We start from the raw sequence: 12,725 nt of genomic DNA on the forward strand, positions 1-12,725 counted from the left end.
GAAGACCTAAAAAAATCGTGGGGTTAGTCCCAGTTCAGGCCGCCACGCCGCCACACGTACGCGTAGGCGATGAAGACGGTGAGGATGAACAAGACCATCTCCACGAACCCGAACAGACCGAGCGCGTCGAACGACACGGCCCACGGGTACAGGAAGATGGTCTCGATGTCGAAGATGATGAAGAGCATCGCGGTCAGGTAGAACTTCACCGGGAACCGCCCGCCACCGATCGGTTGTGGCGCCGGCTCGATCCCGCACTCGTAAGCGTCGAGTTTGGCCCTGTTGTAGCGCTTCGGCCCGACGATGGGTGCGATGGACACCGAGAACAACGCGAAAAGGGCGCCGAGGATCAGCAACCCGACGATCGGGACGTAAGGGTTGATCGTCATGTCTACTCCCGTACGACTGTCAGCCGCTTTACACTAGTTACTGTGGTTCTGTAGTCCTTTGGTCGGGGTACCCGCTGTGTCCGATTCGACCCTGGAGCCGCGCCGGTCAGACAGAGGGCGCCACCTTGGTCAGGCCGTTGATGATGCGATCCATGGCGTCGCCACCCCGGGGGTCGGTGAGGTTGGCCAGGAGCTTGAGGACGAACTTCATGAGCAGCGGCTGCGGCATGCCGTACTTCGTGGCGAGCCGCATGATCTGCGGATTGCCGATCAGCTTCACGAAGATCCCACCGATCCGGTAGTAACCACCGAACCGGAGACTCAACTCGGCGGGGTACGCCCGCAGGGCCCGCTCGCGCTCGGGGCCGAACGGGCGGGCCAGAGCCTGCACCGCCACCTCGGCCGCCATCTCGCCGGACTCCATCGCGTACGCGATGCCCTCGCCGTTCATCGGGTTGACCATGCCCCCGGAGTCGCCGACCAGCATCACCCCACGGGTGTAGTGCGGCACGCGGTTGAAGCCCATCGGGAGCGCCGCCCCCAGCGTCGGGCCGTCCGCATTGGCCTCGTCACGCAAACCCCAGTCCTCCGGGGTGCTGCCGAGCCAGTCGGTGAGCAGGTTGCGGTAGTTCGTCTTGCCGAACGCGTCGGACGAGTTGAGGATGCCGAGGCCCACGTTCACCCGGCCGTCACCCAGGCCGAAGATCCAGCCGTACCCGGGGAGGAGCCGGCCCGGATCCTGCGCGCTGCGCAGCTCCAGCCAGGACTCCAGGTAGTCGTCATCGGCTTTCACCGCCGAGTGGTAGTAACGCCGGACCGCCACGCCGAGCGGCCGGTCGTCACGTTTCGCCAGGCCAAGGGCGAGCGGGAACTTGCCGGAGACGCCGTCCGCCGTGATCACCAGAGGCGCACGGAACTGCACCGATTCCTTCCCCGGGCCGACCTTGGCCTCGACGCCGATCACGTAGCCGTCGTCGTTCATCACCGGGCCGGTGACGTTCACCCCGGTCCGCAGCAGGGCGCCGGCCTCGGCGGCCTGCCGGGCCAGCATGTCGTCGAAGTCCATCCTGGTCCGGACCAGGCCGTAGCTGGGGAAGCTGGCGAGGTCGGGCCAGTCCAGCTCGAGCCGGACGCCGCCGCCGATCACCCGCAGGCCCCGGTTCTGCAGCCAGCCGGCCTTCTCGGAGGTGTCGATGCCCATCCGGATCAACTGGCGCACCGCGCGGGGCGTGAGGCCGTCGCCGCACACCTTCTCGCGGGGGAACTCGGTCTTCTCCAGGAGCAGCACGCGCATGCCGTGCCGGGCCAGGTGGTAGGCCGCCGCCGAACCGCCGGGACCGGCTCCGACCACGATGACGTCCGCCTCGTCGCTGACGGGTCCACTCGCTACGTGGTCGTTCACGGTCCAACCTCCGTCTCGCCGGGGCGCTCGTGAATTAGTTCACAAGCATGCCTCGATCGGAGTGTAGGCCGACAATCGAAGATCTTTGCGCTTAGGTTCGCCTAATTGTTTGGACTGAACTAACGCCCCTGCTCAGGCGCCCGAAGGACCCGGTCCGCCACGCCGAGCGCCGGACCGTCAAGGTGTTTGCGGATGGTTCCGCCCATCGCCTGATCGAGCGCCACGATCAGGTCTTCGACGAGATCCTGGGCAAGATCGGGATCCTGCGCCGCGACCATCCGGAGCCGGGTGGCCAACTCGGTGGCGCGGCGCTCGCCCGCCTCGCCGTCGTCGATGGCGAGGTCGATGTCGGTGTCGTCCAGATGTCCGATATCAGTCATGAATCGAGCTAAACAGCGCATTTCGCGCTTTGTTTGGAGAATGCGCTATTTACACCCGGGTGGCGCGATGCAGAGCCACGATGCCGCCACTCAGGTTGCGCCAGCCCACCCGGTCCCACGGCCCGGACTCGGCGATCCGTGCCGCCAGCCCCTGCTGGTCCGGCCAGGCCCGGATCGATTCGGCGAGATAGACGTACGCGTCCGGATTGCTGGCCACGCCCCGGGCGACCGCCGGCAGCGACCGCATCAGGTACTGCATGTAGACGGTCCGGAACGCCACGTTGGTCGGATGGCTGAACTCGCAGACCACCAGGCGCCCGCCCGGCCGGGTCACCCGGGCGAACTCACGCAGCGCGGCAGCCGTGTCCACGACGTTACGCAGGGCGAAGGAGATCGTCACCGCGTCGAAGACCCCGTCCGCGAACGGCAGCCTCAACGCGTCACCGGCGAGCAGCGGCACCTCGGCCCGGACCCGCCGGCCGGCCCGCAGCATCCCCACCGAGAGATCCGCGCCGACCGCGTACGCGCCGGAACGGCTCAACTCCTCCGTGGAGACACCGGTGCCGGCGCCGACGTCGAGCACCCGCTCACCGGGGCGCAGCCCCAGAGCGGTCCGGGTGGCCCGGCGCCAGCCCCGGTCCTGGCCGAGAGAGATGACGGTGTTGGTGAGGTCGTACCGGTGGGCCACGCCGTCGAACATCTCGGCGACCTCATGCGGCTGCTTGTCCAGATCTGCGCGCGTCACGCCTCAACTGTGCCACCCGGGAAAACAGCACGGGCGGGATGGTCTCCCATCCCGCCCGTGCCTTGTGCGTTATATATACGACCGCGTCGGTCGGGTCCGAATGCTCGTCACCGACGCTGACCGCGGCAGGCGACGTATCTGAGTTACCGGTGCCTTACACAGGCAACGTAACCAGCCGGAACGACCCGGTACAGCCAACCGGCGGGCTCGTTACGAAGGAGCAACCCAGCCTCACCGGTCCGACGATCCGAACCTGGCCGAACGGTTGACTGCCACCCCCCGAAGGGACCGCTTCACTCAGAAGACGTCGACTTCTTCACTCAGGAGACGTCGACTTCGCTCAGGAGACGTCGACTTCGCTCAGGAGACGTCGACCAGCGGAAGCTGCTTGCCCGCCCCGCCACCCGGCAGGGCGATCGAGGAGAAGTGCGAGACCACCCGGTCGTCGGTCGGGTCGTCGGCGGGCGTGTAGTGCACGGCCAGACGCTTGTACCAGGTGTCGCGCCACGCCGGGATGCGGTCCGCGGTGCGGATCATCGAGATCAGCTCCTGGAGGTTCGACCGGTGCCGGGCGCCGGCCGAGGAGATCACGTTCTCCTCCAGCATGATCGAGCCCAGGTCGTCGACACCCATGTGCAACGAGAGCTGGCCGACGTCCTTGCCCGTGGTGAGCCAGGACGCCTGCAGGTGGGCGATGTTGTCGAAGAACAGCCGGGAGACCGCGATGAACCGCAGGTACTCCATCGTGGTGGCCTGGGTGCGGCCCTTGAGATGGTTGTTCTCCGGCTGGTAGGTCCACGGGATGAAGGCCCGGAAACCGCCGACCTCGTGCGACTCCTCCACACCGATGTCGCGGTAACCGTTGGCCACGGCGAGGTCCTGCACGTCACGGATCATCCGGATGTGCTCGATGCGCTCGGCGTTCGTCTCACCCGTCCCCATCATCATGGTGGCGGTGGAGGAAAGGCCGTGCCGGTGCGCGACCGCCATCACCTCGAGCCAGCGGGCGCCGCTCTCCTTGAGCGGGGCGATCGCCTTGCGGGGGCGATCGGGCAGCATCTCGGCGCCGGCGCCGGCGATCGAGTCGAGCCCGGCGGCCTTGATCCGGATCACCGCGTCCTCGATGGAGACGCCGGAGACCTTGGCCATGTGCAGGATCTCGCTCGGGCCGATCGAGTGGATGGCGAGTTGCGGGTACGCCTGCTTGACGGCGGAGAACAGGCCCTCGTAGTACTCCACCCCGAAGTCGGGATGGTGACCGCCCTGAAGCATCACCTGCGTGGCGCCGAGATCGACCGCCTCACCGGCCCGGTGCAGGATCTCCTCGATCGGGTGGGCCCACCCCTCCTGATGCTTGGGAGCCCGGAAGAACGCGCAGAACTTGCACGCCGTGACGCACACGTTCGTGTAGTTGATGTTCCGGTCGATCAGGTAGGTGACGATCCCGTCGGGGAAGCGCCGGCGCCGGACCGCGTCGGCCGCCTCGCCCAGCGCGTGGAACGGGGCCTGCGTGTAGAGCAGCAGGGCCTCCTCGGGCGTGATGCGCCCGCCGTCGGCTCCGCGCTGCAGGATGCTGTCGATCTCCGGATTCGCGGTCACGATCCGAAGCGTACGTCCACCGGCCGTCAACCGTCAGCGGCGAGGGTCACCGGGAGTCCCCCGGAGCGCCCCGGCCCTCGATCAGGACCGCCAGCCCGTCGAGCACCCGTTGCAGCCCGAACACATACGCGTGCCCTGGGTCGTAGGCCGCGCCCAGCGCCTCGCCCGCCGCGGCGCCGACCCGGGTCGCGGTCGGGTAGCGGTGTGTGTCGAAGACCATCTCGAAGATCGGCCCCCGCTCGGACCACCACTCGTAGTCGGTGGCCCCGGAACGGGTCGCCGCGCTTCGCACGTCCGCCTCGGTCCGCGCCGCGGACTGCACGAACCCGATCAGGAAGGTGAGCGCCGAGTCGCGCTCGACGTCGTCCAGCCCGCAGCCGTCGAAGGCGCGCAGCTCGTGCTCGTATTTCGCCATCAGGCCCGGCCCCAGAGGCGGGCGGCTGGCGGGCAGACTCGCCGCCCACGGGTGGTCGGCGTAGAGCCGGCGGTTCTCCTCGGCGACCGCGGTCAGGCGCTCCCGCCACGGCCGGTCCGGCCGCCCGGCCCGCGGCATCGCCAGGTAGAGCCGGTCCAGCATCAGATCGAGCAGGGCGTTCTTGTCCGGGACGTAGGTGTAGAGGGTCATCGGCACGACACCCAGCTCTTGGGCCACCCGCCGCATCGAGACCGCGTCCAGCCCCTCGGCGTCGGCCATCGCGATCCCGGCCTCGACCACCCGCGTGACGGTCAGGCCTGGTCGGCGGCCACGTTTGCGGCCCCCGGCCTCGGCCGTCTCGTCCGGCTCGGGCAACCACAGCAGCTCGATGGTCCGGCGCACTTCGCCCACGGGTGGCGCTCCTTTCTTGTACGGTGTATTGTATACGGCGTACAGATGAAGCCGCTCGTTATCGAGAAACCGCCTTGGAGGCCATCGTGCAGATCACCTCAACCGCAGTCTCACTCACCGTCGACGACGTCGCCGCTTCGAGCAAGTTTCTCGTGGACCACTTCGGTTATGCCGAACGGATGTCGGCGGACGGCTTCGCCTCGCTCGGCCGGGAGGACGGCGGCGTCGACCTGATCTTCCTTCAGCGCGGTCTCGAGGTGCTGCCGCCCCATCTGCGCGAGGTGCGGGCGGCCGGCACGATCGTGGCCTTCGTCGTCAGCGACCTCGACGGCGAGCAGGCCCGGCTGCGGGCCGAGGGCGTCGAGCTGACTCTCCCCATCCGGGAGGAGCCGTGGGGCGAGCGGCTGCTGCTCGTGACCGACCCCAACGGTGTCGTTTATGAGCTGGTCGAGTGGGCCACACCCGCGGGTTCGTGAGGCTCCGCCCATGGGCCGCTAGCGTCTGTTCCGGGAGGGGAGCAGGTGCCGCAGCCCGGCCATCCCTGGTGAAACATGCCTTAGGTTCTCTCGCGGGTCACGTCGAAGCCGGGCGTGACCCGCGCGAGGCGTAATCCGCGAGACAGCACCTGATCTCGACGAATCGTTCTGGGGGTGGAAGTGCTCGTCGTGCACGGCGGCTGGGTGCCGGGGGCAGGGAGTCCGGGCCGGCTCATCATCTGGGCCGAGGATCCCGGCGTGCCGTTGACCTCGACCTCCCGCGCCAGATCCCGCCCGCATCCGTTCGCCACCGCGGCCGCGCAGATCGCCGACGCCCTCGGGGAGGCGGTCGCCGCCGCCACCACCGAGTCGGTCACGATCTCCCTGCCCAGCACCGGCCGCGGTCCCCTGCCGTCGCCGGAGACCGGCGTCGAGGCCGAGTCGGCGACCCGCGGCGTCAAACTCGGCGCCTGGACGGTTCCGGCGCTGTCGGTGCCCGGCGACTCGGCCATGACGGCCCTGGGGCTGCTCGCCGACCCCGACCCCGACGGCCCGTGGCTGGCCGGAGCCTCGCTGCGCTACCTGAGCCTGCTCGCCGGTTACGCGTGTGACCTGGCCCGGCGCGGGCGCATGCTGCCGCAGTTGGTCATCGAGGCGGGCGTGCCCGCGGCCCGCTGGCGCCCGGTGCTCACCGGGGCCGACACCGTCACCTTCCGCGACTTCGCCGCCGGCATGCCGCCGGTGGTGCGGGCCGCCACCGGCGGGCATCCCATCGGGCGCACGGTCCGGGACGCTCTGGACTCGCTGCTCGACGGGGCGGCCCGCGACGCCCTGCCGGACCGGATCATGGTGGGCCAGCGGCCGGGGCCCAAGGCCGCCCTGCCGGACAGGTGGCTCGCCGCCCTGACCGCCGGCCCGGCCCTGCCCGGCGCCGCCGAGAGCGAGGTCCGTGACCTGCGCCGGGCTCTCGACGACTGGATGCGCGCGGCGAACGAGGCGAACGGGCCGGTCCGCGTCAGTTTTCGGCTGATCGAGCCGGCGCCGGAAACCGACGAGTGGGCGCTGGAGTTCGCACTCCAGTCGGCCGAGGACCCGAGCCTCTACCTGCCGGCGGAAGCCCTCTGGGACGGTGAGGGCTTTCCGGGCCTGCCCAAGCGGCCCGACGAGACGCTCCTCGCCGGGCTGGGCCGGGCGGTCCGGCTCTTCCCGCTGCTGCACGTGGCTCTGCTCGAGCAGCGGCCGGCCGCCATGCCGCTGAGCACCGCCGAGGCCCATGACTTCCTGGTTCAGGCGGCACCGCTGTTGCAGGCCGCCGGGTTCGGCGTGCAGTTGCCCTCGTGGGCCGGCCGTAAGGCGGTGGGCCTGAAACTGACCACCCGCACGAAATCGAAGACGAGCACGTCCCGGGCGGTGGCCGACTCCGGGTTCGGCCTCTCCGAGCTCGTCGACTTCCGCATCGATCTGGTGATCGGCGACGGCGCGGTGAGCGCGGACGAGTTGGCCGAGCTGGCCCGCGCCAAGATTCCGCTGGTCCGGGTGCGCGGCCAGTGGGTGGAACTCGACGACCGGCAGCTCAAGGCCGCGCTCAAGGCCGTCAACCGGCGCCGCGAGGGCGAGATGACGGCGGGCGACCTGCTGCAACAGGTGGTCGAGGGCGGCGAGGAGGATCTTCCGCTGGTCGAGGTCGACGCCGACGGTGACCTCGGTGACCTGCTCTCGGGACAGGCGGCCGAGCGGCTCACCCCGATGCCGACCCCGGCCGGGTTCCAGGGGACGCTCCGGCCATATCAGGAGAGGGGCTTGTCCTGGCTGAACTTCCTCGGCCGTCTGGGGCTCGGCGGGATCCTCGCCGACGACATGGGCCTGGGCAAAACCGCTCAGACGCTGTCCCTGCTGCTCACCGAGCAGGGTGACGGGAAAACGCTGCTCGTCTGCCCGATGTCGCTGGTCAGCAACTGGCACAAGGAGGCCGGCCGGTTCGTGCCGGGCCTGCGGGTCTACGTGCACCACGGCAGCACCCGGCTGCGCGGGCCGGAGTTCGACGACGCGGTGGCCGGCGCCGATCTGGTGATCACCACCTACGGCACGGCGCTGCGCGACCTGGAAACGCTGCGCGGGGTCCGGTGGAGCCGGGTGGTCTGCGACGAGGCCCAGGCGATCAAGAACAGTGGCACCCGGCAGTCCCAGGCGGTTCGCGCCATCCCGGCCCGGACGAGGCTGGCGCTGACCGGCACACCCGTCGAGAACCACCTGGCCGAGTTGTGGTCGATCATGGACTTCTGCAATCCCGGGCTGCTCGGGCCGGCCAAACGGTTCCGCCGCCGGTTCCAGGAGCCGATCGAGACCCGGCAGGACGAGGACGCGACCGCCGCGCTGAAACGGGCTACCGGGCCGTTCGTGCTGCGCCGGCTCAAAACCGATAAGAACATCATCTCGGACCTGCCGGAGAAGAACGAGATGAAAGTGTGGTGCTCGCTCACCCCCGAGCAGGCCACCCTCTACCAGGCGGTCGTCGAGGACATGATGGCCGAGATCGAGAGCACCGAGGGCATTCAGCGCCGCGGCAACGTGCTGGCCGCGATGATGAAACTCAAACAGGTCTGCAACCACCCGGCGCATCTGCTCAAGGACGGTTCCCGGCTGCCCGGGCGGTCCGGCAAGCTGGCCCGGCTGGAGGAACTGGCCGATGAGATCGTCTCCGACGGCGACAAAGCGCTGGTCTTCACTCAGTACGCCGAGTGGGGATCACTCCTGCAGCCCTACCTGGCGGCGCACACCGACCGCCCGGTGCTGTGGCTGCACGGCGGGTTGAGCAAGGCCCGCCGGGACGATCTGGTCGAGCGGTTCCAGACCGCCGGAGAGCCGATGCTGTTCCTGCTCTCGCTCAAGGCTGCCGGCACCGGTCTCAACCTGACGGCGGCCAACCATGTCATCCATTTCGACCGGTGGTGGAACCCGGCGGTCGAGGACCAGGCCACCGACCGGGCGTTCCGGATCGGGCAGTCCCGTGACGTGCAGGTCCGGAAATTCATCTGCACCGGCACGCTGGAGGAGAAGATCGACGCGATGATCGAGCGGAAGAAGGCACTGGCCTCCTCGGTGGTCGGCACCGGCGAGGAGTGGATCACCGATTTGAGCACCGACCAACTCCGGGAACTGTTCTCGCTCGACCCCGCGGCGGTGCGCTGACATGCCGGTCGACAACTCCGGCCGCTTCTACGAGGCGGGGCGCCCGATCGAGGTGGACGGCGGCCTCGCGGTCCGATCGAAACGGGGCAAGATCGGCGAGCAGTGGTGGTCACGGAAATTCGTCGACGTGCTGGAGGGCGTCTGCGATTCCGGGCGGCTGGCGCGCGGGCGGGCCTACGCCCGCAAGGGCCAGGTGATCGACTTCGCGCTCGAGCCGGGGCGCGTGCTGGCCCGGGTGCAGGGTTCGCGGCCGAAACCGTACGAGGTGACGATCCGTGTCCCCGCCTACGACGACGCACAGTGGGCCGACGCGATCGACGCCCTGGCCGGCCGGGCGCTGTACCGTGCGGCACTGCTCGCCGGCGAGATGCCGCACGAGATCGTGGACCTCTTCACCGAGTTGGGCCTGCCACTCTTCCCGGACCGGCTGGACATCGACTGCTCCTGCCCCGACTGGGGAATCCCGTGCAAGCACGGGTCGGCGGTGCTCTACGTGATGGCCGAGGCGTTCGACGACGATCCGTTCCTGGTGCTGGCGTGGCGAGGGCGCGGCCGGGAAGAACTGCTCGACGCGTTGCGCGGCACACCCGAGCCCTCCGAGACCGTGGACCCGCTGGCGGTCGATGAGGAACCGCTGGATGCCCGGCTCGCCGATTTCTGGTCGCCGGCGATCAGCCTGGGACGGTTGAGGGAGCGGCCACCTCGCGGGGGCACTCCGCCGGAACTGCTGCTGCGGGCTCTCGACGCGCCGCCGGTCAAGGTCCGGCACGTGCCGCTGGTCGACGTGCTCCGGCCGCATTACCGCGACCTGAGGAGATCGGAGACGGCGGAGGAGTGATCGGGGCCGCGCCCATCGCGAACCGATCGTGGGCGAGTCCATGATGGACGCGACGTTACGTCACGCTACCAGGCGTAATTATCGACAACTAGCAATCTCGGAGCTATCGCATGAGTGAGATGACCTACCGACGCCTCGGTGACTCGGGACTAGCCGTGTCCGTGGTCGGGATCGGCTGCAACAACTTCGGCCGCAAGATCGACGCCGACGGTGTCCGTGAGGTCGTCGGCGCCGCCCTCGACGCCGGGATCACACTTTTCGACACCGCTGACATCTACGGCACGCCGCACGGATCCTCCGAGCAGCTTCTCGGCGCCGCTCTCAAGGGCCGCCGCGACGAGGTGGTGCTGGCCAGCAAGTTCGGTATGGACATGGAAGGCGTCAACGGGCGCGACTTCGAGGCGCGCGGGTCCCGGCGTTACATCGTCCGGGCGGTCGAGGCGTCACTGCGCCGGCTGGAAACCGATTACATCGACCTCTACCAGATGCACCAGCCCGACCCGGCGACGCCGATCGAGGAGACCCTCGCGGCCCTCGACGACCTGGTCCGCTCCGGGAAGGTCCGCTACCTGGGCAACTCGAACTTCTCCGGCTGGCAGATCGCCGACGCCGACTGGGTCGCCCGCAGCGGCAACCTGACCCGTTTCATCAGTGCGCAAAACCAGTACAGCCTGCTCAGCCGGGCGGCCGAGGCCGAGGTGATCCCTGCCTGCGAGCGGTTCGGGCTCGGGCTGCTGCCGTTCTTCCCGCTCGAGTCGGGCCTGCTCACCGGCAAGTACCGGCGTGGTGAGCAGCCGCCCGCCGGCACCCGGATGGCGCAGGAGCGGTATGCGTCGTGGCTCGCCCGCGCCGACTGGGACATGATCGAGGCTTTGACCGCCTTCGGGGCGGAGCGCGGGCGCAGCCTGCTGGAGGTGGGGATCGCCGGCCTCGCCGCACGGCCCGGGGTGGCCAGTGTGATCGCCGGCGCCGTCAGCGCCGAGCAGGTCCAGGCGAACGCCGCCGCGTCCGCCTGGGAGCTCACCGTCGCGGATATGGCAGCGCTGGACGCCCTGCTCAGCGACTGATCACCACAAGCTCGGTCACCTCGCGAAGGAGCCGAGCATGCACCCGGCTCCTTCGCGAGGGCGGCGGAAGATCCGCATGGTCCGCAGCCGGAACGGCTACTCGACGACGGTGACGATCCGGCGGCGACGCGCCGACCGGTATGCGATCACGCCCATCACCAGCAGCACCGCGCCACCGGCTCCGACCAGACCGGCCGGGGCGCCGGTGATCGGCAGGCCGCCACCACCGCCACCGGCGGTCAGCTCAACCGTGAGGGCGGCCCTGTCGTTGCCGCTCTTCGAGTCCTGCACACCACCGTCGACCTTGACGAATCCCGCCTTGTACTCGGCGGCGTCCACGATTTCGGCGGAGAGACTGAAGAGGTGACGGCCGTTGCCCGGCACGCTCTCCACGACCAGGCACACGAGGTTGGTGATCCCGGAGAGGTCGACGCCCTCGGACGGGCCGGCGCCCTCGGGCAGGCCGGCACCGTCCACCAGGCCGACATCGTCAGGCAGGTTGGCGAAATCCTCGTCGATGTCGGTGGGCGACGTGCCCGGCAGGCAACGCTCGTCGAGCCTGGTCAGCCGGACCCCGGCCGGGAGCTTGACATGCGCGTACTGGATCCAGCCCACGCTCGCCGGGATGGTCGCGGACGGCCCGAGGTTTCGCACGCCCACCTTGACCGTGCTGCTGTCGCCGACCGCCCCCGAGAAGACGCCCCCGACAGCCGCGCTGTCCGCGTTCGTCTTCGGCACGGTCACCGAGAAGAGGGCCGCGTTGTCGTCCTTGTTGAGGTCGTCGGCGACTTCCGGCTCGGCGGCGGAGACCGAGGCGACGGTCTCCAACTCCAACTCCCGGCCGGCCGCGCCGGCGGTTCGCTTCGCGAAGTCGAACACGTATCTGTCTGCGAGGCCGATCGCCGCGACGTAGACCGGGTAGTCGTACGGCCCGGCAGTGCCCATGGGCACCGTGACCCGCAGCGGCGTGGCTTCGGGCAGGGCGAAGGAACCGCCGGCCGCCAGCGTCTCGTTGAAGACGCAGACGAAGCCGCCGAGCTCCCGGTCGGGCTCGCAGTTGCTGTAATTCAGCACCGGCGTCACCCCGAGCGGTGCCATGACCAGCAGGCCCAGCGCTTTGACGTCTTTGCTACCGCTGTTGTGGATCGCCACCGGCACGTCCGCCGACTCGCCGGGACCGAGCTTCAGGTCGGCGAGATCGGCGACCTCGAGGTCGGCGCCGCCCTTGTCGGTGCGTACCACGGTGATCGACGTCTCGTCGCTGGCCCGCCCGCCGACCGAGGTGGAGAGCGCGAGGTTCCCCGCCGGGTCCGCGGCACCGGCGGCGGCCGGTTTCAGCGTGAACTTGACGCTGCGCCGCTCGCCCGCCTTGAGATCGCCGATGGCGCAGGTGTTCTGCTCGCACCCGGCGGGCGCGGTGAACCCGAGGTCCGCGCTGATCGGCCTGGCGGCGCTGCCGAACGTCAGAACGACGTCCTCCGCCGCGGCGCCCAGGTTGTAGAGGTCGAATCTGACCGTCTTCGACTGACCGTTGACGACGGTCACCGTCTCCGGGCCGAGAATGCCGACGTAGGCCAGTTCCAGGTCGTCAGCGGCCCGAGCGGGCAGGGCCAGACCGGTCAGGGTCAACCCGGCCGCCACGGTGGTCAGGGCGAGACGACGGAACACGGCGTGCGGACGCATGGTCACCCGTTTCGAGCTGGGTCGGTCCAGCCGGGTTCCGTACCGCGGCTCGCAGGGAAGCGAGGCGAGACGGAACCTGAGTCACCGGCCGGAGGAGCCCGCGGATCCTAAGGCCTCTGACCAGGGAAGAT

11 protein-coding genes are annotated in these 12,725 nt (G+C 69.4%); 4 read left to right on the forward strand and 7 right to left on the reverse strand.

Annotated elements, in window-relative coordinates:
- Positions 1-23: 23 nt before the first annotated feature.
- The 6 genes from QLQ12_RS18640 to QLQ12_RS18665 form a co-directional block, all read right to left on the reverse strand.
- Positions 24-389, reverse strand: a complete 366-nt coding sequence (locus QLQ12_RS18640; RefSeq protein WP_456049084.1) for an NADH-quinone oxidoreductase subunit A — start codon at positions 387-389, stop codon at positions 24-26.
- A gap of 106 nt (positions 390-495) precedes the next feature.
- Complete coding sequence (locus tag QLQ12_RS18645; protein WP_282761453.1) at positions 496-1,791, reverse strand: geranylgeranyl reductase family protein; 1,296 nt, start codon at positions 1,789-1,791, stop codon at positions 496-498.
- 119 nt (positions 1,792-1,910) lie between these two features.
- Positions 1,911-2,171 (reverse strand): hypothetical protein, encoded by a 261-nt coding sequence (locus tag QLQ12_RS18650; RefSeq protein ID WP_282761454.1) that lies wholly within the window; start codon positions 2,169-2,171, stop codon positions 1,911-1,913.
- Positions 2,172-2,220: 49 nt separating this feature from the next.
- Positions 2,221-2,916, reverse strand: coding sequence for a demethylmenaquinone methyltransferase (locus QLQ12_RS18655; RefSeq protein ID WP_282761455.1), 696 nt, complete (start codon positions 2,914-2,916; stop codon positions 2,221-2,223).
- A 360-nt stretch (positions 2,917-3,276) separates the two neighbouring features.
- Positions 3,277-4,515 (reverse strand): cyclic dehypoxanthinyl futalosine synthase, encoded by a 1,239-nt coding sequence (gene mqnC, locus QLQ12_RS18660; protein WP_282761456.1) that lies wholly within the window; start codon positions 4,513-4,515, stop codon positions 3,277-3,279.
- 46 nt (positions 4,516-4,561) lie between these two features.
- On the reverse strand, positions 4,562-5,341 hold the full coding sequence (locus QLQ12_RS18665; RefSeq protein ID WP_282761457.1) for a TetR/AcrR family transcriptional regulator: 780 nt from the start codon (positions 5,339-5,341) through the stop codon (positions 4,562-4,564).
- An 86-nt stretch (positions 5,342-5,427) separates the two neighbouring features.
- Between QLQ12_RS18665 and QLQ12_RS18670 the strand changes: the two genes are divergently transcribed.
- The 4 genes from QLQ12_RS18670 to QLQ12_RS18685 all read left to right on the forward strand — a co-directional run bounded on the left by QLQ12_RS18670 (position 5,428) and on the right by QLQ12_RS18685 (position 10,911).
- Positions 5,428-5,817, forward strand: coding sequence for a VOC family protein (locus QLQ12_RS18670; protein WP_282761458.1), 390 nt, complete (start codon positions 5,428-5,430; stop codon positions 5,815-5,817).
- 180 nt (positions 5,818-5,997) lie between these two features.
- Positions 5,998-9,006 (forward strand): DEAD/DEAH box helicase, encoded by a 3,009-nt coding sequence (locus QLQ12_RS18675; RefSeq protein ID WP_282761547.1) that lies wholly within the window; start codon positions 5,998-6,000, stop codon positions 9,004-9,006.
- Between the two features lies 1 nt (position 9,007).
- A complete protein-coding gene (locus tag QLQ12_RS18680) occupies positions 9,008-9,844 on the forward strand; it encodes an SWIM zinc finger family protein (RefSeq protein ID WP_282761459.1) in 837 nt (278 codons plus the stop codon).
- 110 nt (positions 9,845-9,954) lie between these two features.
- A complete protein-coding gene (locus QLQ12_RS18685; protein WP_282761460.1) occupies positions 9,955-10,911 on the forward strand; it encodes an aldo/keto reductase in 957 nt (318 codons plus the stop codon).
- A gap of 96 nt (positions 10,912-11,007) precedes the next feature.
- On the opposite strand, the gene QLQ12_RS18690 is transcribed toward QLQ12_RS18685, so the two are convergent.
- Positions 11,008-12,594 carry a COG1361 family protein gene (locus QLQ12_RS18690; RefSeq protein ID WP_282761461.1) on the reverse strand — a complete coding sequence of 529 codons (1,587 nt, stop codon included), beginning with the start codon at positions 12,592-12,594 and terminating at the stop codon, positions 11,008-11,010.
- Positions 12,595-12,725: the final 131 nt, after the last annotated feature.

Origin of the sequence: Actinoplanes sandaracinus (assembly GCF_030009775.1) — a bacterium.
Taxonomy (GTDB): Bacteria; Actinomycetota; Actinomycetes; order Mycobacteriales; family Micromonosporaceae; genus Actinoplanes; species Actinoplanes sandaracinus.

Bases quoted from the DNA above. Each gene is read 5' to 3' on its own strand.
- QLQ12_RS18680 (WP_282761459.1), top strand. From the start codon at position 9,008: ATGCCGGTCGACAACTCCGGCCGCTTCTACGAGGCGGGGCGCCCGATC.
- QLQ12_RS18650 (WP_282761454.1), bottom strand. From the start codon at position 2,171: ATGACTGATATCGGACATCTGGACGACACCGACATCGACCTCGCCATC.
- QLQ12_RS18640 (WP_456049084.1), bottom strand. From the start codon at position 389: ATGACGATCAACCCTTACGTCCCGATCGTCGGGTTGCTGATCCTCGGC.
- QLQ12_RS18690 (WP_282761461.1), bottom strand. From the start codon at position 12,594: ATGCGTCCGCACGCCGTGTTCCGTCGTCTCGCCCTGACCACCGTGGCG.
- QLQ12_RS18685 (WP_282761460.1), top strand. From the start codon at position 9,955: ATGAGTGAGATGACCTACCGACGCCTCGGTGACTCGGGACTAGCCGTG.